Here is a 25296-nt window from a genome sequence, read left to right as displayed (position 1 = left end):
CTCATGTCCGCATATGGTTGTACAAGAACCTAACGGACATGGGGGAGTTGGAATGTTTGAGACATCTGCCGGTTTAGGGCAGCTGATTACGATTCTGATTATGGCCGCCGCTTTGGGAATGGACGCCTTTTCCTTGGGAATCGGTATCGGTATGAAGGGGATTCGCCTGCTGCATGTGCTTAAAATCAGCGTGCTCATCGGATTTTTTCATATCCTGATGCCGCTTCTGGGCATATTCACCGGTCAATATGTAAGCTCTTTGCTCGGACAGGTAACCACTTATGCCGCGGGCGGGTTGCTAATTTTGCTTGGTGGTCATATGATATTTAACTCGTTGAAAAGCGGGGATACCCGGATGATTGATCACCGTTCACTGCTGGGTATGATCTTGTTTTCTTTGAGCGTGAGCGTGGATTCCTTTTCTGTCGGGGTTTCGCTCGGAATGTTCCGAAGCAATCTGATTCTTACCGTCTTGGCCTTTGGCATCTGCGGAGGTGCAATGTCGGTGATGGGACTCCTGCTGGGCAGGAGAGTAAGCCGCAATTTGGGAGATTTCGGGGAGGCGCTGGGAGGCGTGATCCTTTTGGCATTTGGCCTGGCCTTTATCTTTTGAAGATATCAGAAAGTATACCGGTAGACGTTTTTCGTATACAATAATTTAAACAATCCGGGAGGTGCGATAAACGTGAAACATATCTTGTTTGTATGTACAGGGAACACGTGCCGCAGCCCGATGGCGGAAGCTCTTCTCCGCAAAATGGCGAAGGACCGCGGTATCGGGGTTGAAGTTCGTTCAGCGGGTGTTGCCGCCATGGATGGAGTGTCGATGTCCCGTCATGCGGAGGCTGTTCTGCGCGACCATGATATTAATGATCGTTTGATGTCCAAATCACTTAAGCTCGATGCGGTGAATTGGTCTGATTTGATACTGACACTGACTCAAGGACATAAGCAGCATGTGATCCGGAGCTTTCCTCAGGCCGCTGACAAAGTGTATACACTCAAGGAGTACGCGGAGAATGACGCGGAAGTATTGAATGATCTGAACGAGCTGGACAGCCTTTATGCGACATGGGAGGTCAAACGCTCGCTTGGACAGGAATTGACGGATGAGGAGCGGGAGCGCCTGATTGAAATTCAGCAGCGGGTTCCAAGCTTCGATATTTCCGATCCGTTCGGCGGATCCCGTGAGGATTATGATATGGCAGCGGCGGAAATCCGCACTGCCATTGAGCGTTTGCTGGATAAGCTGGAGTCATTCCGCACTTCCTGAAGGAAGAATATTACTCGTTGCATTTCAGTCTTGAATGTTTTATGATGGTTGTGAAAAAACTCGGTTCCGGTGTAACTGGCGACAAATGTGGATGAAACCACGATGGAGCACCGGGATATACGGCCGGTCGCCTGGGCAAAAGAGCAATTCTGCGGTTATCCGCGGACTGCTCTTTTTTGTATTAAAAAAGTGAGTTTATATGCGGGATCCCTGCAAAGTATGGGTAAAAAACATCCAGAGCAGAGACTTCATTTTGTGGGGCGATTTTCATCTTACGGCCTGGAAATAGGGTATAATGGTACGAGAAGTCACAAAAGCACGAAATTTCAGGGAGGTTTTACAAGAGATGAAGATTGCTGTGGGAACAGATCACGCGGGAGTGCGTTTGAAAGAAGACATCATTGCCGTCATTCGGGAGATGGGACATGAGGTTGTGGATGTGGGATGCAGCTGTGCTGATTCCGTGGATTATCCTGACTATGCCCTGCCTGTATGCGAGCAGGTTACCTCGGGTGAGGCTGATCGCGGCATTCTGATTTGCGGAACAGGCATCGGCATGAGCATCGCCGCCAATAAGGTTCCCGGCATCCGCTGCGCGCTGGTGCATGATGTATTCTCTGCCCAAGCGACCCGAGAGCATAACGATTCCAACGTGCTGGCGATGGGTGAACGTGTTATCGGCCCCGGACTCGCGCAGGAAATCGCGAAAGTCTGGATCGGCACACCGTTCAGTGAAGGTGAACGGCATGTTGGCCGCGTAAACAAAATCAAGGCGATTGAGGACCGTTATCTGCAGCATTAGGGAGGTGTTCGAATGGAGGCCAATGAACAAGGAATTCCATCGGAAGTTTCACTAAAAGAGCAAGTGTCGGGTGTTTTACGCGAGCTGGCGGAGACGGCGGGACTTGGGCCCGGTAAGGTTGTTGTCATCGGGACCAGCACGAGCGAAGTGGCAGGCCGGCGGATCGGCACCTCGGGAGCCCTTGAGGTAGCGAACGAGCTTCTCGAGGGTATTGAGGAGATCAGAAGGGAATTCGGCTTTGACGTCGTATTCCAGTGCTGCGAGCATCTGAACCGTGCGCTGGTGATGGAGCGTTCTCTACTTACGGACATGCGCCTGACTGAAGTGGCAGCCGTGCCGGTTCCGAAGGCTGGAGGCTCCATGGCAAGCAGCGCCTACCGGTCCATGAAGAACCCGTGTCTGGCCGAAAGCATTGAGGCGGATGCCGGGATCGACATCGGGGAAACGCTGATCGGCATGCACTTACGGCGGGTGGCCGTTCCTTATCGTACACAGCTACGCTATGTGGGCAAGGCGCGTGTGAATACAGCCTTTACCCGGCCGAAGCTGATTGGCGGAGAGCGTGCGGTTTACCAGCTTGACGCTGAATCGGGAAACGCTCATCTTTGCGATTAAACAACAAAAAAGAGAGTTTATCTAAGGGAGGAACAAGGAATTATGGATCAATTGCGTAAGAAGGACCCGGCTGTATTGGATGCGATGAATTTGGAGCTGAAGCGTCAGCGCAGCAACATCGAGCTGATTGCCTCGGAGAATATTGTCAGTGAAGCCGTGATGGAAGCCATGGGCTCCGTCCTCACGAACAAATATGCGGAAGGTTATCCGGGCAAACGGTTTTACGGCGGCTGCGAGCGCGTCGATATCGTTGAGGATATCGCCCGTGACCGCGCCAAGGAATTGTTTGGTGCAGAGCATGTCAACGTTCAGCCGCATTCCGGAGCGCAAGCGAATATGGCTGTGTACCTTGCTGCGATTAACCCTGGCGATACCGTGCTCGGCATGAATCTTGCTCATGGCGGACACCTGACGCACGGCAGCCCTGTCAACGCATCGGGCCTCCTTTACAATTTCGTGGCCTACGGCGTTCAGGAAGACAGCTTCCTGATTGACTATGATGAAGTCCGCAAAGCGGCCTTCAAGCATCGTCCCCGTCTGATCGTTGCCGGCGCAAGCGCCTATCCGCGCACCATTGATTTTGAAGCCTTTGCTTCCATCGCGAATGATGTGGGTGCGCTGTTCATGGTTGATATGGCGCATATTGCCGGTCTGGTTGCCGCAGGCGTTCATCCGAGCCCTGTACCGCATGCCCATTTCGTAACGACGACCACGCATAAAACACTGCGCGGACCTCGCGGCGGCATGATTATGTGCAGAAAGCCATGGGCTCAGGCCATAGACAAGGCGGTATTCCCAGGATCCCAAGGCGGACCGTTGATGCATGTGATTGCTTCCAAAGCCGTGGCTTTTGGCGAAGCTCTGGATCCTTCTTTCAAAACCTATGCCCAAAATGTCGTGAAGAACGCCCACGTTCTGGCTGAAACCCTGGTCAGTGAAGGCCTCAACATCGTATCCGGCGGTACGGACAACCATCTGATGCTGGTGGATACACGCAGCGTGAACATCACGGGTAAAGAAGCGGAGAAGGTTCTGGATTCAGTTGGCATTACAGTCAACAAGAACGCCATTCCTTTTGACCCGACCAGCCCGTTTGTAACGAGCGGAATCCGGATCGGTACGCCTGCAGCTACCTCGCGTGGCATGGACGAAGCGGCTATGGTGAAGATCGGAGAGATCATTGCCATGACGCTGAAACAGCCTAAGGACGATACAGTTCTTACCAAGGCTGCTGCCATGGTGAAGGATCTGACGGATCAATATCCTCTTTACCCGGAACTGAACTACTAATTCTACCCTGAAGAATATATGAAAGGGCTGGAAGCTTGGCTTCCAGCCCTTTTTTTGAGGAGATTTTCAGGTGTGCAGCGGAGAAGTCCGGGAGTCGTCCCTCCCCGCGTTGACCCGCCCAAGACACCAAAGGTTTAATCTGCGGCATATTATGGCGAAAATAAACATGTCTTACGTAGGTGCAAATTCATTTAAGGGAATGATATAATAAACAAGATTTGTGTACCTGCACGTATTTGCACATGGCAAAACCGGCACTGGCAGCACTAAGACTTACAATTACCGGAGGGACAAAACAATGGGAAAACTGGTGATTTGTGATCACCCTTTGATTCAACACAAGCTGACATTTATCCGTGATGTGCGGACAAACACAAAGGATTTTCGTGAACTTGTTGATGAGGTTGCTTCTTTGATGGCTTATGAGATTACACGTGAGGTTCCGCTGGAAACGGTTAAGGTTCAGACGCCTGTAGCTGAGATGGACGGCAAGGTTCTTGCCGGACGCATGCTTGGGCTCATTCCGATTCTGCGCGCGGGTCTGGGTATGCTGGACGGCATGCTGAAGCTGATTCCTGCGGCGAAGGTAGGCCATGTCGGTCTGTTCCGCGATCCGGAAACGCTGCAGCCTGTAGAATACTACACCAAGCTGCCGACGGATGTGACCGAGCGCGAGCTGATCGTAATCGATCCGATGCTGGCGACGGGCGGATCCGCGATAGCGGCGATTGACGTTCTGAAGAAACGCGGCTGCACCCAGATCAAGATGATGAATCTGATTGCCGCACCGGAAGGCGTAAAGGCAGTACAGGAAGCCCATCCTGATGTGGACATCTATGTTGCTGCACTCGATGAGAAATTGGACGACCACGGATATATCGTGCCGGGTCTTGGAGATGCGGGAGACCGCCTTTACGGAACCAAGTGAATCGAAAAGAGGGTATAGCTCATGTCTAAAATAAAAGTTATGACCATCTTCGGAGTGCGTCCGGAGGCCATCAAGATGGCCCCGCTCATTCTGGAGCTGGAAAAGCATCCTGAGCATATCGAATCGGTGGTCTGCGTTACCGCGCAGCACCGCCAGATGCTTGATCAGGTGCTGGAGGTTTTTAAAATTACACCGGATTACGATCTGGACGTAATGAAGGACCGCCAGACGCTGAATGAAATTACCATCCGCGTGCTGGAAGGCCTGGAGCCTGTTTTGCGTGAAGCAAAGCCGGATATCGTTCTGGTACACGGAGACACACTGACGACCTTCCTGGCCAGCTACGCGTCGTTCCTGCAGCAGATTCAGGTGGGGCATGTGGAAGCAGGGCTGCGTACCTGGAACAAGCTCTCTCCTTATCCTGAGGAGATGAACCGCCAGCTGACAGGCGTTTTGGCCGATCTTCATTTTTCGCCGACCGATTGGTCTGCAGGCAATTTGAAAAAAGAGAACAAAAATGAATCAAGAATATATGTCACAGGCAACACCGTAACCGATGTGTTTCAATATACCGTACAGCCTGACTACAAGCATCCGGTGCTGGAATGGGCCGCCGGCAAAAAGCTCATTCTCATGACTGCCCATCGCCGTGAATCCCAAGGTGAGCCGCATATGAACATTTTCCGGGCTGTGAAACGGATTGCTGACGAGTTTGAGGATATTGCGATCGTATATCCGGTGCATCTAAGTCCAGCAGTCAAGGAACCGGCACATGCCGTTCTTGGCGGACATCCGAGAATCAAGCTGATTGAACCGCTGGATGTGGTGGATCTGCATAATTTCTATCCGCATACCCACCTGATTTTGACCGATTCCGGCGGAATTCAGGAAGAAGCTCCTTCATTCGGTGTACCTGTACTTGTGCTTCGCGATACGACCGAACGTCCGGAAGGAATTGATGCCGGCACGCTTGAGCTGGTTGGTACGGATGAAGAGACGGTTTATGAGCGTACCAAAAAATTGCTCACCGATCAGGCGCTGTATGATTCCATGAGCGAGGCGGCTAATCCATACGGAGACGGCAAGGCCTCAGAACGGATAGTTCAGGCGATTTTGCATCATTTTGGCATCAAAAAGGACCTTCCTGAACAATTTCACAGAAAGTTCACAAAGGAAAGTTAACCCATATTCTTAGGGCAAAGAGTACAGCATACAGTTAAACTGTACGGTTTACACGGTTTTGAAGCGTTTTGCTGTGATTATTTTCATAGTTTTAGCCTAAAAACATATCAATTCGCTCAATTGACAAACTCTTGTGACATTCAGTAAAATGAACTGGGATTATGAGGGTGGACTGAGAATGAGTAAACCTGAAAAGTCGCAAAAAACCAATAAAAGCAATGCGAGTCCTATGAAATATATGGGACTTGTAAGCGCAATCGGAATTGACCTGGCAGCATGTACTTTAGGGGGCTTCTATTTGGGGTCCTGGCTGGACAAGGTCTTGGGAGGACCGGGACTGTGGATCGCTTTCGGTGTTCTGCTCGGACTCTTTATCGGCGGCGTAAGCGTTTTTATGATCACCAAGGCAGTCATGGGGGAAAGTGATGAATGAATTATGGAAATACCGCAGGGTATTGACCAGAACCACACTTTATTTCCTGGCACTTTGCTTATTGGGTGCTGCTGTCTTTCCGCAATACCGGAGCATTGCGCTAGGTATGGTGCTTGGCTCCAGTGTAAGTCTGATAAACAGCTTTTATCTGGGGTACAAGGTGCAGAAAGTGTTGGATGCTGTCACCAGCGGAGAAGGTAAGAAGGTGAACATGGGATTTTTGACCCGCGCAGCCATTAGCGTGCTGGCCGTAGTAGTGGCTTATCAAAAGCCGGAAACGTTCAATCTGTATGCTGTTGCGGCGACCCTGATCTTGTCGCAGTTCCTTCTCTTATTCATAGGAATTCGATTATCTCGTAAACAAGGGTAGAATGCTCAACTGAGAAAGGGGTGAGAAAAACATGCATAAATCACCGATTATTGAATTGGGCGGCATTCCATTTGACCTTTCCATTATCCTGATGCTTATCGTGACATGTGTTGTCGTGTTTGTCATTGCCAAGCTGGCAACCCGAAATTTGTCGATTGACAATCCGGGCAAACTCCAGAATTTCATGGAATGGGCAGTTGAATTCGTTCAGAATTTGATTTCAAGCACGATGGACTGGAAAAAAGGAAAGCATTTCTTGTCTCTTGGCCTCACTTTCATCATGTTCATCTTCGTAGCGAACTTGCTGGGCTTGCCGTTCGGTATCGTTACCGATTATCATGATGCGGGTCATGCTCACATCTTCGGCAAGGAGATTGTCTCCGTAACCGAGGAGTTTGCCAAGCATCCGGAATCGGAGGAAGTTGGCGTAGCTTGGTGGAAATCGCCGACCGCTGATGCTTCTGTTACAATGGCTTTGGCGTTGATTGTCTTCCTGCTGTCGCATTTCCTCGGAATAACGAAGAATACGAAGGCTTATTTCAAACACTATTTTCAACCATATTGGTTCTTCTTCCCGATCAACGTCATCGAACAGTTCGCCAAACTGCTCACGCAGGGCATGCGTCTATTCGGTAATATTTTCGCGGGTGAGGTTCTGATTTCCGTATTGCTGAAATTGACCGCACTGGGCGCTGTAGGCTGGGTTGCTTCGGCACTTGGACTCGTGGTATGGCAGGGCTTCAGTATTTTCGTCGGCGCTATTCAGGCCTTCGTCTTTACGATCCTGACCATGGTGTACATTTCGCAAATGATTGAAACGCACGATGAACACGAGCATTAATGAACATTAGCTTCAAAGTTAAGCTTGGAGCATCGCTTCGTTCTTAACTAAACATAAATTCTAACAAATACACATCTCTAAGGAGGATTTACAAATGGGAGTTTGGGCATTTTTAGCAGCTGCTATCGCAGTAGGTTTGGGCGCACTTGGCGCAGGTATTGGTAACGGTTTGATCGTAAGTAAGACAGTAGAAGGTATCGCTCGTCAACCAGAAGCGAAATCCACTCTTCAAACAACAATGTTTATCGGTGTAGGTCTGGTCGAAGCCCTTCCAATCATCGGTGTAGTACTCGCGTTCTTGTTCTACGCAGGAGCATAATTTAATAACGAGCAAGGTTTGGCGGGGAAGGCCACGGCCATCCACGCCTTCTTTTTAGCCGTCAGATATGATTCTTTCGGAAGCAAGAGTGAACGGCAGTGTACGTGCACCGGAAAGGAGTGACTAGATTTGAGTATTAACTACGCGTCTTTTATTCTCGCGTTAATCGCATTTGTGATTTTGTATTGGCTCCTGAGCAAATACGCATTCGGACCGCTGTTCTCCATCATGGAAAAACGTCGTGAACTGGTGCTGCAGCAAATGGATGAAGCATCGCAAACCCGTGATCAGGCAGTCGCTTATGTAGAGGAGCAGAAGAAGGCCCTTGAAGCGGCGCGCAAGGAAGCTTATGAAATTATCGAACAGTCCAAACAAACGAGCAGCAAACAGGCTGACCAGTTGATGGTACAGGCGAAAGAGGAAGCAGTCCGCCTCAAGGAAGAAGCTGTCCGCGACATCGCCAGCGAAAAGAAAAAAGCGGTTCAGGAACTGCGCAACGAAGTGGGCGCCGTATCTGTGAAGATCGCTTCCAAGCTGCTTGAGAAAGAAGTTAGCAGCGACAGTGCACAGGAAGAGCTCGTGGACCAATACCTTAAAGAGGTAGGGGGCAGACCATGAGCCGGGAAACAATAGCAGCCAAGCGTTACGCAAAGGCGCTGTTTGAAGTGGCTGTACAGCAGCAGAAGACACTGGAAGTGGAGCAGGAACTGAAGGCTGTCGTTGAAGCTATTACGGCAAACGCCGATGTGCAGCAGTTTATCTCCACACCCAACATTTCCATATCCGTAAAACTGGATGTGCTGAAGAAAGCCCTTCAAGATAAAGTATCCCAGCCGGTCGTAAACACCATTGAACTGCTCATTGAGCGGGGCAGAGCTGATATCCTCTCGGATCTTCTGGATAGCTATATCCGGATCGAAGGCGAAAGCCTCGGAATTGCGGATGCTACAGTGTACTCCACTTATCCGCTGAGTGAGCAGGAACAGGCGTCTGTTGCTGCACAATTTGGAGCTTTGGCTAACAAGAAAATTCGCGTGAGTAACGTGGTTGATAAAAGCCTGCTCGGCGGCGTGAAAGTCATGATCGGCGATAAGCTGTATGACGGAACTCTGGCAGGGAAGCTGGAACGGCTTGAAAAGTCTTTTAATAGACAAGCACAGTAGATAGGGGTGAAGACACTTGAGTATCAGACCTGAAGAAATCAGTACGCTGATTAAAAGTCAAATTGAACAATATAAATCAGATATCGAAGTATCCGAAGTCGGTACCGTTATTCAAGTAAGCGACGGTATTGCCCGTGTTCACGGTATTGAAAATGTAATGTCCGGCGAACTCGTAGAATTCGCCAACGGTGTCTCCGGCCTTACGCTGAACCTTGAAGAAAGCAACGTAGGTGTCGTTATTCTCGGACCTTACAAGGAAATCAAAGAAGGCGACCAAGTAAAACGTACGGGCCGCATCATGCAGGTTCCTGTAGGCGAAGGTTTGCTCGGACGCGTTGTTAACCCTATGGGTGAACCACTTGACGGTAAAGGCCCGATTGAAGCGACTGAATACCGTCCGGTAGAAAACATGGCTCCAGGCGTTATTGACCGTAAATCGGTTCATGAGCCAATGCAAACGGGTATCAAATCCATTGACGCCATGGTGCCAATCGGCCGCGGACAACGCGAGCTGATCATCGGTGACCGTCAAACCGGTAAAACACAGATCGCAATCGATACGATCATTAACCAAAAGGGTAATGGCGTAAAATGTATCTATGTTGCCATCGGACAAAAGCAATCGACTGTAGCACAAGTGGTTGAATCTCTCCGTCGTCACGGCGCGCTTGATTACACCATCATCGTTACAGCTTCGGCTTCCGAGCCATCCCCACTCCTGTACATCGCTCCTTATGCGGGCTGTGCAATGGGTGAGTACTTTATGTACAAGGGCGAGCATGCGCTGATCATCTATGATGACTTGTCCAAACAAGCAGCGGCATACCGCGAACTTTCCTTGCTGCTCAAGCGTCCTCCAGGCCGTGAAGCATATCCTGGTGACGTATTCTATCTGCATTCCCGTTTGCTGGAACGTGCAGCGAAGCTGAGCGATGCTTTGGGTGGAGGTTCATTAACCGCTTTGCCATTCATTGAAACACAGGCTTCCGACGTATCTGCATACATTCCGACCAACGTAATCTCGATTACGGACGGTCAGATCTTCCTTGAATCCGAGTTGTTCTACGCAGGTCAGCGTCCGGCGATCAACGTGGGTATTTCCGTATCCCGTGTCGGCAGCTCCGCTCAGATCAAGGCGATGAAAAAAGTAGCCGGCGGTATGAAGCTCGACCTTGCTCAATACCGTGAGCTTCAAGCGTTCTCGCAGTTTGGTTCCGACTTGGATAAATCTACGCTTGCCCGCTTGAACCGTGGTGCAAGACTGATGGAAATTCTGAAGCAAGGTGTTAACCAGCCGCTCAAGGTTGAGCAGCAGGTTGCAAGCTTGTACACGGCAGTTAGAGGTCATCTGGATGATATTCCAGTGGGCGATATCCGTCGTTTCGAAAAAGAATTCCTGGCATTCCTGGATAGCAATCATCCGGAAATCCTGGCTTCCATTCGTGATACCAAAGATCTCGTAGCTGACAATGAAACGGCTCTGAAAGATGCTATCGCGAAATTTAAAAGAGGCTTTGCTGTTATGGCGTAAGTCATTAACATGAACCGGGCCGCAAGGCTCGGATTCATCTTTTTCAGATATAAGCGCTTTGACCTTCGGTCAAAGCTTAGGTTTATGCTTTCGAAGTAAACTTTGGCCCCGCCAAAGTTCTGCAAATGCTTACGAAGTCAGCTTTGACCTCCAGTCAAAGCTTAGGTTTATGCTTACGAAGTAAACTTTGGCCCCGCCAAAGTTCTGAGGTGGTGAAAACATGGCAAGAGGATTGCGTGAAATAAAACGTCAGATCAAGAGTATTCAAGGTACCAAGCAAATCACGAAAGCGATGGAAATGGTAGCTGCTTCCAAGCTCAGAAAAGCTCAGGAAATGGCACAGCATGCCCGTCCTTACTCGGATAAGCTGAAAGAAGTGGTGTCCAGTATCGCTTCCGGTACAAAAGGCATCAAGCATCCGATGTTTGAGAAACGCCCCGTGAAAAAGACCGGTTATCTGGTAATTACCTCAGATCGTGGTCTTGCCGGTGGATACAACGCCAACATTTTGAAAAAAGTGATGACTACGATCAAAGAGAAGCATAAGTCTACAGACGAATACGTGATTTTCGTCATCGGCCGTAAGGGCCGTGACTACTTCCGCCGCCGGGAAATGCCGGTTGTGCAGGAGGTAACGGACCTGTCTGATACGCCTTCCTTCGCGGATATCAAGTCGATCGCTTATGCGGCGGTCCATCAGTTCGAGGATTCTCAGATTGATGAACTGTTTATCTGTTACAACCGTTTCGTGAACGCACTGACTCAAATTCCTGAAGTGGATCAGCTTCTGCCTATGGACAACATGGAAGGTCAAACAACTGGTGTAACGGCAAGCTACGAGTACGAGCCATCTCCGGAAGGCGTGCTTGAAGTGCTTCTGCCAAGATATGCAGAAACCTTGATTTTCAGCGCATTGCTGGACGGCAAAGCGAGTGAGCTCGGAGCGAAGATGACAGCGATGGGATCTGCAACCAAGAATGCAACCAAGCTGATTGGCGATTTGACACTTACGTATAACCGTGCGCGTCAGGCAGCCATTACTCAGGAAATTTCCGAGATTGTGGCCGGTGCCAACGCTCAGGCTTAGAAACAATGTTTTTGTACGAATGACAAACCCCATGAACGGAATATGGCGTTAAGCTACTTGCAGCTTACGATGAAGGTTTGCATATAAGCAGACTTGTAGGAGGGAACAAAAAAGATGAACAAAGGACGCGTAATCAGCATTATGGGTGCGGTTGTCGACATCGAGTTTGAAAGAGGTCAACTACCTGAAATCTTCAATGCGATTAAAATTGAGGGTGCAGTCGCTGGCGGACGCCAGATCGACCTGACCCTGGAAGTTTCAAACCATCTGGGTGACAACATCGTGCGTTGTATCGCGATGTCTTCCACAGACGGACTGGTTCGCGGATTGGAAGCTGTCGATCAAGGCGCTCCAATTACAGTTCCAGTAGGTTCCGTAACACTCGGCCGTGTATTTAACGTACTGGGCCAACCGATTGACCAAGCAGGTGACGTGGTTGCTGAAGTGAGCAATCCGATCCACCGTGAAGCTCCTAAATATGATGAGCTGTCTACTCAAGCAGAAATGCTTGAAACAGGCATTAAAGTTATCGATTTGCTCGCTCCTTACCAAAAGGGCGGTAAAATCGGACTGTTCGGAGGCGCGGGTGTAGGTAAAACCGTTGCAATTCAGGAACTGATCAACAACATCGCGCAAGAACACGGTGGTATCTCCGTATTCGCAGGTGTTGGTGAACGTACTCGTGAAGGTAATGACTTGTACCATGAAATGAGTGACTCCGGCGTTATCAAGAAGACCGCGATGGTGTTCGGACAAATGAACGAACCACCGGGCGCACGTCTTCGCGTAGCATTGACAGGCCTGACGATGGCGGAATATTTCCGTGATCAAGAAGGTAAAGACGTGCTGCTCTTTATCGATAACATTTTCCGCTTTACCCAAGCCGGTTCCGAAGTATCCGCCTTGCTCGGCCGTATGCCGTCCGCAGTAGGTTACCAGCCAACGCTGGCAACTGAAATGGGTCAATTGCAAGAGCGTATTACGTCCACGAAAAAAGGTTCTGTAACGTCCATCCAGGCCATCTACGTGCCAGCGGATGACTATACTGACCCGGCTCCTGCAACAACATTTGCCCACTTGGATGCAACGACGAACCTGGAGCGTAAAATCTCCGAAATGGGTATCTACCCAGCGGTAGATCCACTGGCTTCGAGTTCCCGTATCCTGGCACCTGAAATTGTAGGCGAAGAGCATTACAATGTAGCTCAAGGCGTTAAGCAACTTCTTGCCCGCTATAATGAGCTTCAAGATATTATCGCGATCCTCGGTATGGATGAGCTGAGTGAAGACGACAAGCTGCTCGTTGCTCGTGCACGTAAAATCCAACGTTTCTTGTCCCAACCGTTCCACGTAGCTGAGGCATTTAACGGCATGCCGGGTACGTATGTACCTGTCAAAGAAACCATCCGCAGTTTCAAAGAAATCCTCGATGGTAAACACGATGATCTTCCTGAAGCAGCATTCCTCTTTGTAGGAACGATTGATGAAGCCGTAGAAAAAGCAAAAACACTGGAATAGTCCTGTAAGGGAGGCGTTTAGCCTCCAAAGCGAGCTGTTCAGGAGGGATGAACGTGAGTACCTTTTTATTGGAAATCGTGACGCCGGATCACTTGGCATATTCCGGAGAGGTAGAAAGCCTGACGGTTCGGGGTGTGGAAGGCGATCTCGGTATCTTGCCGGGACACATTCCTATGGTTACCCCGCTTCAGGTCGCTCCGCTTATCGTCAAAACTGGCAAGAGAACCAGCCAGATTGCGGTGAATGGCGGCTTTGTGGAGATCCGTAAGGACAAAGTGGTTGTGCTGGCAGAAAGTGCCGAGACAGCTGAAGAAATCGATTTGCAGCGTGCTGAGGCTGCCAAGGAACGCGCTGAGCGCCGACTTGCAGTCAGCGGCAAGCAGGATGAAATTGATTTCCGCCGTGCGGAATTGGCTCTGCAAAAAGCCGTTAACCGGATCAATGTCTTCGGCGGCAAAAAATAAATAAGCAGTCTGGCCCGTCTCTATCGTTTTGAGACGGGCTGTTTTTTTTGGAATTTTGTAATATTTAAATGCAAAAAGTTGAATGGTAAGTTAATATTGGGAATATTTCCGAGGAAATGACCTGATTTGTATGAAAGTAAAGGACACTTCATTAGGGATAATAACGGAGAAAGCGCTTTATTGAAAAAGAATTTAATAATTACGAATTTGAAGCTGGATTCTTTGTGCTTTGCCCAGTATTATATAATAGTCCTTTGAATGTATTAGGGTGGTTTAATCTTAAAGGATGGAGGTATCATCATGGATTCAAGCCTTGGAAACAGCCTGGTAGGCAGTATGGGTGTCAGCGGTCTGATCTCGATTATTGTCTCTCTGATCTGTATTGGTCTGTCTTGGTGGGCACTGCAGAATCTAAAGCTGGACCTGTTCATTCGCTTTCCCAAGAGTGCGCAAGGCAAGCTCCTTCATCTGCTGCTGGCCATTATTATGGGACACTTCGTTGCCAAGTTCCTGCTTGATTACTTAAGTTGGAGCCAAATGGTTAAGTATATGTTTTAACGCGACAGTCTTTGGTTATATCTCTGTTAGGTTGTTTTCGTACCGAATGTCGGATAGACGATGAATGTGTCGAATAATAACATTTTTTTATGTCAACAATGAGTACAACAGTATAAAATGTACTAAAGCTTATATTATATTTTTGGAATCCATGCTGTTATGACAGCGGAATGTTGTCTTTTCTTTGGTAAATACCCAATTGAGAACGGCTGCCCTGGTCTTACACAGCGGATTCAGCGTGCACAAAAACCTTTCTGATTCATTGACAGATCCGGCTGGGTTCAGGCATAGGCCTTCAGTCCCAGGATTATCCGTTTTTTGGGCTCATTCGCCAAAAAACGCTTGTATCCATGAAAAGGTCGGTGTTATGATGGAAGTTAGGGAATTAGCTATGTAATTTCTGAAAATATTGAATTGTGGAAAAAAATGGAACGCGGAGGGAATCATGATGAGCAAATTTATCGTCCGCGGTGGCAATAAACTGACCGGAAGCGTGAAAGTCAGCGGAGCAAAAAATTCAGTTCTTCCGATCATCGCTGCCTCTCTTCTTGGGGAAGAAGGAGTAAGTGTCATATATGACGCACCTCCTCTTGACGATGTAATTACAATCAGTAAAGTGTTGGAATCGATAGGTGCGGACATTACATACGATAATGATGTAATGAGGGTTGATGCCCAAGCTATTTCCTCTTGCGAAGCACCTTACGAATGGGTGCGAAAAATGCGTGCGTCTTTTCTGGTGATGGGTCCTTTGCTCGCTAGAATGGGGCATACGCGGATTTCATTGCCTGGAGGCTGTGCCATTGGAACAAGACCCATTGATCAGCATTTGAAGGGTTTTGAGGCTTTAGGTGCCGAGATCAGTCTTGGACAAGGTTATATTGAGGCGAAAATGAATGGCAGATTGCGCGGGGCTAAAATCTATCTGGATGTAGCCAGCGTAGGTGCTACTGAAAATATTATGATGGCCGCCACTCTTGCTGAAGGTGTGACCGTAATCGAGAATGCGGCGAAAGAGCCGGAAATTGTCGATTTGGCCAACTACCTGAACGGAATGGGCGCCAAGGTTCGCGGTGCGGGCACAGGCGTGATCCGGATCGAGGGCGTTGAAAAGATGCATGGCGCTGAACATACGGTCATTCCTGACCGGATTGAAGCAGGTACTTACATGGTGGCTGCAGCGATCACAGGCGGCGATGTGTATGTCGAAGGCGCGATTGCGGATCATTTGGGTCCAGTGATCGCCAAACTGGAAGAGATGGGCGTTTCCATTGAACCGGATGAGAATGGCGTGCGTGTCACAGCTAATCAACCGCTGAAGGCTGTTGACATCAAAACGCTTCCTTATCCTGGGTTCCCGACCGACATGCAGTCGCAAATGATGGCGCTGCTGCTGAAATCCGGAGGTACAAGTGTTGTAACCGAAACAGTCTTTGAGAACCGCTTTATGCATGTAGATGAATTCCAGCTCATGAATGCGGAGATCAAGGTAGAAGGGCGTACAGCTATTATCACGGGTGGCGCTGATCTGAAAGGTGCCAAGGTATGCGCAACGGATTTGCGTGCAGGCGCAGCGTTGATTCTGGCAGGACTTGTTTCCGAAGGAACAACGGAAGTGAGTGGCACGCATCATATCGACCGCGGTTACGTGGATCTGGCTGAGAAGCTGTCCGCGCTTGGCGCTGATATCTGGCGTATCTCCGTGGAAGAGCCTGTACTGGATCAACCAGTTCCGGTGAAGAAAAAGGTGGAGCTGGAAGAAGAGGTTCCTTTGTTCAACATCCAGCCAACTTGGGTATAACCGTTTCGGACTTTGTTAATGAAGAAACGAATAACATTGTACTGGAAAAAGGCAAGAACCTGGACTGTAAATGAATATGGAATCGTGAAGAAGATCGGACCTTAGGGTCCGGTCTTTTTTATGTTTTCCGTCCATTCATATGAATCTTTCTTATCTCTTAAAAAGGGTTCTATCATCTGTGCACGGCTCATAACTATACATATCGGGAGTAAGAGAGGCGAGAGATTGAGATAAGCGCATCGCTTAAAAGAGGAAGCCAAGCCCGACTGGATGGGGAGTCTACTATATAGAATGAACGGAAGATGAGGATATAAACTCTCTAACTACATTCTATATGAAGAGGCAAATGATTAAGGATCAATGGAGGTTGGAAGCATATGAACGACCCGCGGACACAAATTAAAGTATCGGTTGCACAGAAAAATGAAGCGGCGGAGCCGGACATTTCAATACATCAGCCGGATGCACAAGCTGCTGCAGGGGGCGGCCGGGAGCAGAGCCCGGCCGGAGGGCCAGCCCCGGGCATCAGGCCGAAGCCCGGGGCTGGCAGCAAGCCCCGGCAGCACCTGAGCGTGCTGCCGGGTGCCGGCGCGCAGCCGCCGCAGGCCGCTGCGCCTGAGGCGCCGGAGCCGAGCGAAGCGCTCCGGCCCGAAGAGCCGGGCGCGCCCGCAGGCGCCCGGCAAGCCCCCGGGCGGCGGCCATGGGCCCCGCCGCCCTCCCGCGGCCGCGGCAGCGCCAAGCGGCCGCATCGCCCGGGCAGCGCCCGCAGGCTGCACCCCGCCGTATGGGCGGGGGGGCTGCTCGCGCTGGCGCTGCTGATTCCCGTGCTGGTGGTGGCAACGCATCACCAGCCTGCACCCAAGCCGGCACCCATACCCGCGCCGGCCGCTCCAGTGACTGTGCCCCAAGCGGTAGCACAGCCGCAGGTGTCCGTCTATCTATCGAAGACGGACAAGGTCGAGATGCTGCCTCTCGAAGAGTACGTCGTCGGGGTCATCGCCGCAGAGATGCCGGCAGATTTTGACCTCGAGGCGCTCAAGGCTCAGGCCGTTGCTGCACGAACCTTTATCATGCGCAGGCTGGCAGCCGGAGATAAGAGCGGCGTACCTGGCTCGCAGGCGGATGTGACCGACACCGTGAGCCATCAGGCGTATATCTCCAAGGATCAGCTCGCAACACAGTGGAAGGGGAAAACAGAGCAGCTGGCCAAGCTGAAGAGAGCAGTGGAAGAATCCCGGAATACAATTATGACCTATCAAGGCAAACCTATTACCGCATCCTTCTTCTCTACCAGCAACGGTTATACCGAAAATTCGGAAGAATACTGGAATCAGAACATTCCTTATCTGCGCAGCGTGGCGAGTCCCTGGGACGAGCAGGCGCCGGGATATGAAGAGACCGTGAAGATGAGCCGCCAGGATTTCCTGACCAAGCTGGGATTGGCAGGAAAGTCGGTACCGGTAGTATCCACAGGAGAGCAGCAGCCTTTTATTCAAATTCTCTCATCTACGACCGGACACCGGATCAAGGAGATTTCGATAGGCGGGGTTAAGTTCAGCGGACGTGAAGTGAGAGAGAAGCTAGGCCTCCGCTCCAGTCAATTCAGCTGGAAGACTTCCGGCAAGGACGTAGTCATAACGACTTACGGTTACGGACATGGCGTCGGCATGAGCCAGTGGGGCGCAGAAGGAATGGCCAAGGAAGGCTATACCGCCACCCAGATCCTGAAACACTACTATACCGGCGTCCAATTTTCGAAAGCTTCGGATTTTATAAAAAAGTAGATTGAACAGCAGGCGGCTTTTAGGCTCTATTTTGATCCTCTATGCTTTTCAAAAAATAATTTGCGAGATACGTATAAAAGGTTTTGCCCCGGTAACAATGATTACTGAGGTGATAACCATATGAATGATCAAAACAAAAGTAATCAAAACCATGGAGAAACTCCTAAAAAAGCACAGGGAGAGCTGGTTAGCCAGCCGTCTGCATGGAAAAAGCTGTTGTCCAAACGGTGGGTATACCCGGCAGCATACGTGGCCGCAGCAGCAATTATACTAACCTTAGTTTGGGTCTACCAGGATGCCAGCCAGAAGAAACTCGCGCAAGACCCTGCTAAAGTATCGGAAAATGCTACTGCACCTGCCACGAATGAAGCTGGTAAGGACGCCAAGGATCCGAAAGCTGTTGAAGTCACTGCAACTGTTGTAGACATGGCATGGCCGGTAGCCGATGCCAAGGATGTTAAAGTCGTGAAGCCGTTCTTTGAAAAAGATGGAACTGCCGAGAACAACCAGGCAGCGATGGTGCAGTACAATGACATGTTTATCCCGAATATCGGTGTAGACCTGGGCCGCGAAGACGATAAGACGTTTGAAGTGAAGGCAGCGCTGGAAGGTAAGGTTAGCCGGGTGGAACTGAATCCGCCGTTGACGGGCACGATCATCGAAATTACACATGATAACGATGTGAAAACGGTGTACCAAGCTCTTTCCGACGCGAAAGTCAAAGTTGGCGATACCGTGAAGCAAGGCGATACGATCGGTACAGCCGGCCGCAGTGAGATTGAAAAGGATCTCGGCAACCACGTACACTTTGAAGTGTATGAAAAAGGTGAGCCGGTCAATCCGGAAGAACTGCTTCCAAAAAAATAAAAAGCATGAAGAAGGCAGGGGAAACCCCTGCCTTCTTTTTTGACATTATCGAATTTATAAATGAGCGGGGTCCCTGTAAAGTAACTGAATGGACTTCGAAGCAAGGCTCCACTTTGTGGGGTTATTTTGCGTGCTCCGGAAAATAAATGGGCCTTGCGTAGCTTGTCAGATCCTTAAAGCGCGAATATATAGGCACGCCTCTCATATAATGTACCAAACTATCCACAGTAGGGAGGCGGGAGCGTGCACGATTACATCAAGGAACGTACGATTAAAATTGGACGTTGTATCGTGGAGACGAAGCACACGGTCCGGACAATTGCCAAAGAATTTGGCGTATCAAAAAGCACAGTGCATAAGGACCTGACCGAACGTTTGCCTGAAATTAATCCTGATCTGGCAGACCAGGTTAAGCACATTCTCGAATATCACAAATCGATCCGTCATCTCCGGGGAGGGGAAGCCACGAAAATCAAATACAAAAAGACGAAAAAACGTGAAGCTGTGGCATCCGCCAAATCATAATCTCATGAAAGCGAAAGGTGCTTTAAACCATTGAATCCGTCCCCTGAAGTATGATATGTTAAAAGATGGTATAAGGTCGAAAATTGTGATCCCGGCTTCCCTATGTGCATAATCCTGCCGCATCTTGTCGAAAAGGGACTTTCAAAAGGCTCAGGGACTCTTTTACCATAAAATATGACTTTGGGGGCTCTTTTCATGATGTTTAGCAAGGATATTGGGATTGATCTGGGCACGGCGAACGTGCTCATACATGTCAAAGGGAAGGGGGTTGTTCTTGACGAACCTTCTGTCGTGACGATCGAAAGTGACACCAAAAGAGTCCTTGCCGTCGGTGAAGATGCCCGTAAAATGATAGGGCGTACTCCGGGCAATATTGTGACTATCCGTCCGCTTCGTGACGGCGTTATTGCGGATTTTGCCATTACGGAAGCGATGCTTAAATATTTCATTAACCGTGTGGGAGGACGCACTTGGAGCAGCCGTCCCCGCATTCTCATCTGCGCACCGACCAATATTACATCGGTTGAACAGAAGGCGATCCGAGAGGCAGCCGAACGCAGTGGGGCTAAAGATGTGTTTTTGGAAGAAGAGCCGAAAGCCGCAGCGATTGGTGCAGGAATGGATATATTCCAGCCGAGCGGCAACATGGTAGTTGATATTGGCGGCGGAACAACGGATGTTGCTGTGCTTTCTATGGGCGACATCGTGACCGCCTCTTCTATTAAAATGGCGGGGGACAAGTTCGATGAGTCCATCGTCAGATATATTAAGAATAAATATAAACTATTGATCGGTGAGCGTACCTCCGAGGATATCAAGATTAACATCGGAACCGTGCGTCCGGGCGGACGCCAGGACGAAATGGATATCCGTGGACGCGATATGGCGTCAGGCCTTCCGTTAACGATCACCATTTCTTCAAGTGAAATCCAGGAAGCGCTGTGGGAGCCGGTTTCCGCCATTGTGGCGGCAGCCAAGTCGGTGCTGGAGCGGACACCTCCGGAATTGTCGGCGGATATTATCGACCGCGGCGTCATTCTGACAGGTGGCGGAGCCATGTTGAATGGATTGGACGAGCTGCTGGCTGAAGAGCTGCGCGTTCCCGTGCTGATTGCGGAGGATCCGATGCACTGTGTTGTGAAGGGCACAGGCATTATGCTGGATAATTTGGATAAAGTGGTTAAGAAATCTTTCTAAGACGCCGATATATCTAATATCATTTATGGGTTTTAACAGCCCGTTCAATATAGAATTACTTCTTCTACTTGAATATACAGCACGACCATGAAAGGGGTGCCCCCACTCACATGATAAGAGGACTTTACACAGCTGCTGCCGGCATGCTGACCCAGGAGAACCGCCACGATACAGCGGTACAGAACTTAGCGAACGTGAATACACCGGGATACAAGCAGGTTAACAGCGTAGCCCGCTCTTTTCCGGAAATGCTGATTACGATGCTTGGCGGGAATAGCGATGCTCCGGTGTCAACAATCGGCAAGCTGAACACAGGTGTGTTCGCGGAAGAAGCTTTGTCGATGTATCAGCAGGGCGTCATTAAAGCCAGCAGCAAGCCGACGGATTTTGCGCTGGTATCCGATATGGAAATGACGGATCCGGCAACAGGGCAAAATATTACGTTTGACGGTTCAGGCAAGTTTGTCAGCGCTAACGGCGATGTTATTTATAAACCCGAGGCTTTCTTTACGATAGAAGATCAGGATGGTCAGACGCGTTATACGAAAGACGGGAATTTCAAGGTCAGCACGGACGGCAGATTGCTGACTTCAACCGGCTACCAGGTATTGGATGCCAATAACAAGCCGATTGTGTTGACAGGTCCGGTAGACAGCTTTAAAGTGGACGAGCAGGGGTATGTCCTAGATCCGGCAACTGGTGCGCGAGGGCAACAAATAGGTGTGTCCGTTGTGGGGCAGCCTTACCAGATGGTGCGTGACGGCGAAGGTGTATTCCGGGTTGATGATCCGCAAGGAGCCGGTGTACGTGCATTTGGCGGAGCCGACCGTGTGGAAGTACGTCAGAATAATATTGAGAGCTCGAATGTGAACGCATCCGAGGTCGTGGTCGATATGAATACGGCACTCCGGGCTTATGAAGCGAATCAGAAGGTCATTCAATTCTATGATAAGAGCCTGGATAAAGCCGTGAATGAAGTAGGAAGAGTATAAGGCCGGTCAGAATTTTCTCAGGAATGATAGAATTTATAAATTACCGGGGTCCCGCGAAGTACCTGAATAGACCTCGGAGCAAAGCCCCACTAATTTGGGGGTATTTAAGGGAGGTTTATGATGAATAACTCCATGATCAGTGCGATGGTGTCCATGAACAGCATTCAGCAGAAGCTGGATATCATCGCTGACAATATCGCGAATCTGGATACGGTGGGATACAAGCAGAAGGATACCTCATTTGAGGATACGCTGACTTCCGTGATGCAGCAGCCCAAGGATTTTAAGCAGCAGGGAAGACTCTCTCCGCTTGGGTATACTACCGGATACGGAGTCCGTACGGGCGATGTGACCCGTGATATGACGCAGGGACCGCTCGATCAGACGAATAATCCGCTGGACCTTGCTATCGAGGGAAACGGGATGTTTGCGGTTGAAGCGGGCGGCAAGCGCGCCTATACCCGGGAAGGGGGCTTTCATTTCGCTCCTGACCCAAGCGAACCGGGATCCATGGTACTCCAGAACAATCAAGGATATTTCGTGCTGAATGAAAATAATGAGCATATCAAGGTACCGGATAACGCGAAGGTAGCGATCGATTCCCATGGCAAAGTGCTGATGGACGAGGGCGGTATCATTACGGAAGCCGGTACACTCAAAGTGCTTAAGCCGCTCCGTGAGGATGCGCTGCAGCTGATGGACGGCAACCTGTTCGTGGTTCCGACCAGCTTGACAGAGGGCCAGGTATTTGAAGCACCGCCGGTTACCGGCGGTATTCCGGAGGATACATCCATCCGCTCGGGTTATCTGGAAAAATCCAATGTGGATTATATGGGCCAAATTACGGATATGATGCAGATGCAGCGTGCTTACCAGCTGGCAGCACGGGCGATTTCATCCAGTGACACGATGATGAACCTGGCCAACAATATGCGGGGTTAAGGTGGAAGCGGCTATGAGTGATAATAATAAGCCTGCTGATAAGCTGACAAGAGTCCAGAACCGTACAGACACGCCTGGAAAGGCTGGGGCAGACGGAAAAAATGATAACCAGAAGCCGGCCAGAAGAAAGACAGCCCGCTGGAGAATTGTCATCCGCTGGATGATTCCGCTGTTTCTGGTACTCGCTTTACTCGGAGGAATGATTGTCGGATATGTGGTCATCGGCAAGCAGAGCTTGTCTGAAGTGTTCGAGTGGAAGACATGGCAGCATGTCATCGACTTGGTCTTCGCTCCTTGATCCGGATGAACCTCATCAACCGATTGACAGTACTCCCCCGCTTGCCCGGGGGAGTTTTCTTTTTTTGCTCGGAAAATGTATAATGATGGGGGACTTGAAGACAACAAAAGGGCCCCATCCGCGCCACTTTCATTGAGACCGTGGCTGACGGGCAGAGCCCCTTATCTGAACCTTCACTTCTGCAGTTGGTGAAGGATAACTATAGTTTTTACGTATATCCGTGTTTTTATGCAAAATAGCAAGTAGAAAAGGTTGAAGGGAGATTTGATGTTATGCTAAATGTCAAAGAGATTCAGGAGATTATTCCGCATCGTCCTCCGTTTTTGCTGGTGGACCGGATTCTGGAGATGGAGGTTGGCAAGCGCGCGGTCGGCATTAAGAATGTGACCATCAACGAGCCGTTTTTTATTGGACATTTTCCGGAATATCCGGTAATGCCAGGCGTATTGATTACCGAAGCTTTGGCCCAAGTGGGAGCTGCCGCAATTTTACAGGAAGAGAGCAACAAGGGCAAGATTGGCTTTCTGGCAGGGCTTGACGGCTTCCGTTTCAGAGGACAGGTTGTACCCGGGGACACGCTCCGTTTGGAAGTGGAGATAACTCGGTTAAAGGGGAGTATAGGCAAGGGGCATGCGATTGCCAAGGTTGAGGACAAGATCGTTGCTGAAGGCGACATCATGTTCGCCCTGTCCGATCCAACCAAAGCCTAAATACGAATACCTAACCGTGAGTGGTGAAAGGGGAAGCAAGATGACACAATTAAGCAAATTGGCTGAAGAGAATGTACAGCGCTGGCTTTCGGATCCTTCGATCGACGAAGAGACCAAACAGGAGCTTCAGGGGCTGCAGGAGCAAACGCAGGAGCTGGAGGACCGTTTTTATAAAGATCTGGAATTCGGGACCGGTGGTCTTCGCGGCGTGATCGGCGCAGGAAGCAACCGGATGAACCGTTATACCGTCGGTAAAGCGACGCAGGGTTTTGCACGCTACATATTGGAGCAGCACGGTCAGGCGGAAGGTAAGCCATCGGTGGTGATTGCTCATGACTCCCGTCATTTTTCTCCGGAATTTGCACTTGAAGCTGCGCTGGTGCTAGCAGGCAACGGCATTACAGCTAAGCTCTTCCCGTCACTGCGTTCAACGCCTCAGCTGTCGTTCAGCGTGCGCCATTTAGGCGCTACGGGAGGCATTGTCGTCACAGCCAGCCATAATCCTCCGGAATACAACGGATACAAGGTCTATAACGCCGAAGGCGGTCAGCTTGTCCCGGATCAGGCAGAGAAGGTTATCGGCTATATCCAGGAAGTTGATTCCTTTGCCTCCGTGAAACGCCTTGAGCAGTCTGAAGCGGAAGCGAAGGGAATGCTGGTATGGCTCGGTGAGGCAGATGATGAGGCCTTTACAGATACCGTTGCCGGAACCAGTGTCAACCGGGAGCTGATCGCAAGCAAGCTTGGCAAGGATTTTAATATTGTATATACCCCGCTGCATGGAACAGGTAACATCCCTGTGCGCAGTGTGCTTCATAAAGTTGGCTTTACCCGTGTGCATGTGGTAGCTGAGCAGGAACATCCGGATGCGGAGTTTTCGACCGTGAAATCTCCTAACCCGGAGGAGCGGGAAGCTTTTACCCTTGCTATGAAGCTCGGTAAAGAAGTAGGAGCAGACATATTGGTCGGCACCGACCCGGACTGCGACCGCATGGGCGCAGTTGTGCTGAATGATGCAGGCGAATATGAAGTGCTCTCCGGTAACCAGTCCGGCGCCATTATGATTCATTATCTGCTGAGCCAGCTGAAGGAGCAGGGCAAGCTGCCTGACAATGGGGCGGTTATCAAGACCATCGTCACCAGCGAAATGGGAGCAGCCATTGCGCATCACTATGGGGCAGAGGTCTTCAATACGCTGACCGGCTTCAAATATATCGGCGAGAAAATGACCGAATTCGAACAAACCGGAAAATACACATACCTGTTCGGATATGAGGAAAGCTACGGATATCTCGCAGGCTCTTATGCCCGCGATAAAGATGCTGTACTTGCTTCTCTTCTGATCTGCGAGGCGGGTGCCTACTATAAGGCACAGGGCAAGACGCTGTATAATGTACTTCAGGAATTGTACGAACAGTTCGGATTTTTCCATGAAAAATTGGAATCCCGCACGCTCAAGGGCAAGGACGGTCTGGCCCAAATCCAGGCCAAAATGACCGATTGGCGCGAGAATCCGCCGCAGACGGTTGCTGGCGCATCCGTAACGGAGGTTCTCGATTACTCCAAAGGTCTGAACGGTCTGCCTAAGGAAAACGTGCTGAAATATATGCTGGATGACGGCTCATGGTTCTGCCTGCGTCCGTCTGGTACGGAGCCGAAGATTAAAGTTTACTTTGCGGTGCGCGGGTCATCGCTGAATGACGCCGAAGAGCGGATTCAGAAGCTTGCGGCTGAAGTCATGGCGCGGGTAGACGCCTAATAAATCAAAGATATGGATAGTCTGCAAGGCCGCTGCCTCATGCTGCG

Annotated in this window: 28 protein-coding genes and 1 riboswitch; all 28 genes read left to right on the top strand. The window is 50.1% G+C overall.

The genetic code is table 11. The features are described from left to right. The first annotated feature begins 52 nt into the window (after positions 1 to 52). The 28 genes from KJS65_RS19260 to KJS65_RS19125 all read left to right on the top strand — a co-directional run bounded on the left by KJS65_RS19260 (position 53) and on the right by KJS65_RS19125 (position 25249). Positions 53 to 613 (top strand): manganese efflux pump MntP, encoded by a 561-nt coding sequence (locus KJS65_RS19260; protein ID WP_136607185.1) that lies wholly within the window; start codon positions 53 to 55, stop codon positions 611 to 613. 72 nt (positions 614 to 685) lie between these two features. After that, on the top strand, positions 686 to 1273 hold the full coding sequence (locus KJS65_RS19255; RefSeq protein ID WP_213651488.1) for a low molecular weight protein arginine phosphatase: 588 nt from the start codon (positions 686 to 688) through the stop codon (positions 1271 to 1273). Positions 1274 to 1334: 61 nt separating this feature from the next. Next, positions 1335 to 1417, top strand: a riboswitch (ZMP/ZTP riboswitch). 202 nt (positions 1418 to 1619) lie between these two features. After that, on the top strand, positions 1620 to 2075 hold the full coding sequence (rpiB, locus tag KJS65_RS19250; RefSeq protein ID WP_136607183.1) for a ribose 5-phosphate isomerase B: 456 nt from the start codon (positions 1620 to 1622) through the stop codon (positions 2073 to 2075). A gap of 12 nt (positions 2076 to 2087) precedes the next feature. Next, positions 2088 to 2690: a TIGR01440 family protein gene (locus KJS65_RS19245; protein ID WP_213651487.1), complete on the top strand. Its 603-nt coding sequence runs from the start codon at positions 2088 to 2090 to the stop codon at positions 2688 to 2690. 39 nt (positions 2691 to 2729) lie between these two features. After that, the gene (locus tag KJS65_RS19240) at positions 2730 to 3980 is read left to right on the top strand and encodes a serine hydroxymethyltransferase (protein ID WP_280531348.1); all 1251 of its coding nucleotides are present in this window, start codon (positions 2730 to 2732) and stop codon (positions 3978 to 3980) included. A 298-nt stretch (positions 3981 to 4278) separates the two neighbouring features. Beyond that, on the top strand, positions 4279 to 4908 hold the full coding sequence (gene upp, locus KJS65_RS19235) for a uracil phosphoribosyltransferase (RefSeq protein WP_136607180.1): 630 nt from the start codon (positions 4279 to 4281) through the stop codon (positions 4906 to 4908). A gap of 21 nt (positions 4909 to 4929) precedes the next feature. Continuing rightward, positions 4930 to 6090 (top strand): non-hydrolyzing UDP-N-acetylglucosamine 2-epimerase, encoded by a 1161-nt coding sequence (gene wecB / locus KJS65_RS19230; RefSeq protein ID WP_213651485.1) that lies wholly within the window; start codon positions 4930 to 4932, stop codon positions 6088 to 6090. Between the two features lie 178 nt (positions 6091 to 6268). Further along, positions 6269 to 6523, top strand: a complete 255-nt coding sequence (locus KJS65_RS19225; protein ID WP_136607178.1) for an AtpZ/AtpI family protein — start codon at positions 6269 to 6271, stop codon at positions 6521 to 6523. Further along, the gene (locus KJS65_RS19220) at positions 6516 to 6893 is read left to right on the top strand and encodes an ATP synthase subunit I (RefSeq protein WP_213651484.1); all 378 of its coding nucleotides are present in this window, start codon (positions 6516 to 6518) and stop codon (positions 6891 to 6893) included. The genes KJS65_RS19225 and KJS65_RS19220 overlap by 8 nt, the downstream gene beginning before the upstream one ends. Positions 6894 to 6924: 31 nt before the next feature. Next, complete coding sequence (gene atpB, locus KJS65_RS19215) at positions 6925 to 7734, top strand: F0F1 ATP synthase subunit A (RefSeq protein WP_213651483.1); 810 nt, start codon at positions 6925 to 6927, stop codon at positions 7732 to 7734. A 94-nt stretch (positions 7735 to 7828) separates the two neighbouring features. Beyond that, a complete protein-coding gene (gene atpE / locus KJS65_RS19210; RefSeq protein WP_036706394.1) occupies positions 7829 to 8053 on the top strand; it encodes a F0F1 ATP synthase subunit C in 225 nt (74 codons plus the stop codon). Between the two features lie 129 nt (positions 8054 to 8182). Further along, positions 8183 to 8671 carry a F0F1 ATP synthase subunit B gene (gene atpF / locus KJS65_RS19205; RefSeq protein WP_213651482.1) on the top strand — a complete coding sequence of 163 codons (489 nt, stop codon included), beginning with the start codon at positions 8183 to 8185 and terminating at the stop codon, positions 8669 to 8671. Further along, the gene (locus KJS65_RS19200; RefSeq protein ID WP_213651481.1) at positions 8668 to 9216 is read left to right on the top strand and encodes a F0F1 ATP synthase subunit delta; all 549 of its coding nucleotides are present in this window, start codon (positions 8668 to 8670) and stop codon (positions 9214 to 9216) included. The genes atpF and KJS65_RS19200 overlap by 4 nt, the downstream gene beginning before the upstream one ends. A gap of 16 nt (positions 9217 to 9232) precedes the next feature. Next, positions 9233 to 10747, top strand: a complete 1515-nt coding sequence (atpA, locus tag KJS65_RS19195; protein ID WP_213651480.1) for a F0F1 ATP synthase subunit alpha — start codon at positions 9233 to 9235, stop codon at positions 10745 to 10747. Between the two features lie 220 nt (positions 10748 to 10967). Next, the gene (gene atpG, locus KJS65_RS19190) at positions 10968 to 11834 is read left to right on the top strand and encodes an ATP synthase F1 subunit gamma (RefSeq protein ID WP_213651479.1); all 867 of its coding nucleotides are present in this window, start codon (positions 10968 to 10970) and stop codon (positions 11832 to 11834) included. A gap of 114 nt (positions 11835 to 11948) precedes the next feature. Beyond that, positions 11949 to 13352: a F0F1 ATP synthase subunit beta gene (gene atpD / locus KJS65_RS19185; RefSeq protein WP_213651478.1), complete on the top strand. Its 1404-nt coding sequence runs from the start codon at positions 11949 to 11951 to the stop codon at positions 13350 to 13352. Between the two features lie 53 nt (positions 13353 to 13405). Then, positions 13406 to 13816, top strand: a complete 411-nt coding sequence (locus KJS65_RS19180; protein WP_136607169.1) for a F0F1 ATP synthase subunit epsilon — start codon at positions 13406 to 13408, stop codon at positions 13814 to 13816. A gap of 300 nt (positions 13817 to 14116) precedes the next feature. Continuing rightward, positions 14117 to 14374 (top strand): DUF1146 family protein, encoded by a 258-nt coding sequence (locus tag KJS65_RS19175; protein ID WP_136607168.1) that lies wholly within the window; start codon positions 14117 to 14119, stop codon positions 14372 to 14374. Between the two features lie 448 nt (positions 14375 to 14822). Continuing rightward, positions 14823 to 16175 (top strand): UDP-N-acetylglucosamine 1-carboxyvinyltransferase, encoded by a 1353-nt coding sequence (gene murA / locus KJS65_RS19170; protein ID WP_213651875.1) that lies wholly within the window; start codon positions 14823 to 14825, stop codon positions 16173 to 16175. 377 nt (positions 16176 to 16552) lie between these two features. Continuing rightward, the gene (gene spoIID, locus KJS65_RS19165) at positions 16553 to 17959 is read left to right on the top strand and encodes a stage II sporulation protein D (RefSeq protein WP_213651477.1); all 1407 of its coding nucleotides are present in this window, start codon (positions 16553 to 16555) and stop codon (positions 17957 to 17959) included. Between the two features lie 120 nt (positions 17960 to 18079). Then, positions 18080 to 18826, top strand: a complete 747-nt coding sequence (locus KJS65_RS19160) for a M23 family metallopeptidase (protein WP_213651476.1) — start codon at positions 18080 to 18082, stop codon at positions 18824 to 18826. 243 nt (positions 18827 to 19069) lie between these two features. After that, positions 19070 to 19351 carry a sporulation transcriptional regulator SpoIIID gene (spoIIID, locus tag KJS65_RS19155; protein WP_036715046.1) on the top strand — a complete coding sequence of 94 codons (282 nt, stop codon included), beginning with the start codon at positions 19070 to 19072 and terminating at the stop codon, positions 19349 to 19351. A 198-nt stretch (positions 19352 to 19549) separates the two neighbouring features. Further along, positions 19550 to 20548 (top strand): rod shape-determining protein, encoded by a 999-nt coding sequence (gene mreB / locus KJS65_RS19150; RefSeq protein WP_136608143.1) that lies wholly within the window; start codon positions 19550 to 19552, stop codon positions 20546 to 20548. 110 nt (positions 20549 to 20658) lie between these two features. Further along, positions 20659 to 21540 carry a flagellar hook-basal body protein gene (locus KJS65_RS19145; protein ID WP_213651475.1) on the top strand — a complete coding sequence of 294 codons (882 nt, stop codon included), beginning with the start codon at positions 20659 to 20661 and terminating at the stop codon, positions 21538 to 21540. Positions 21541 to 21660: 120 nt separating this feature from the next. Next, positions 21661 to 22482, top strand: coding sequence for a flagellar hook-basal body protein (locus KJS65_RS19140; RefSeq protein ID WP_213651874.1), 822 nt, complete (start codon positions 21661 to 21663; stop codon positions 22480 to 22482). A gap of 13 nt (positions 22483 to 22495) precedes the next feature. After that, positions 22496 to 22780 carry a DNA-directed RNA polymerase subunit beta gene (locus KJS65_RS30285; RefSeq protein ID WP_213651474.1) on the top strand — a complete coding sequence of 95 codons (285 nt, stop codon included), beginning with the start codon at positions 22496 to 22498 and terminating at the stop codon, positions 22778 to 22780. A 272-nt stretch (positions 22781 to 23052) separates the two neighbouring features. After that, positions 23053 to 23490 carry a 3-hydroxyacyl-ACP dehydratase FabZ gene (gene fabZ, locus KJS65_RS19130; protein WP_136607161.1) on the top strand — a complete coding sequence of 146 codons (438 nt, stop codon included), beginning with the start codon at positions 23053 to 23055 and terminating at the stop codon, positions 23488 to 23490. Between the two features lie 40 nt (positions 23491 to 23530). Beyond that, positions 23531 to 25249, top strand: a complete 1719-nt coding sequence (locus KJS65_RS19125; RefSeq protein WP_213651473.1) for a phospho-sugar mutase — start codon at positions 23531 to 23533, stop codon at positions 25247 to 25249. Positions 25250 to 25296 lie beyond the last annotated feature (47 nt).

The organism is Paenibacillus sp. J23TS9, from assembly GCF_018403225.1.
Lineage (GTDB): Bacteria > Bacillota > Bacilli > Paenibacillales > Paenibacillaceae > Paenibacillus_AQ.
This window is presented reverse-complemented; position numbering and strand designations above follow the sequence as displayed.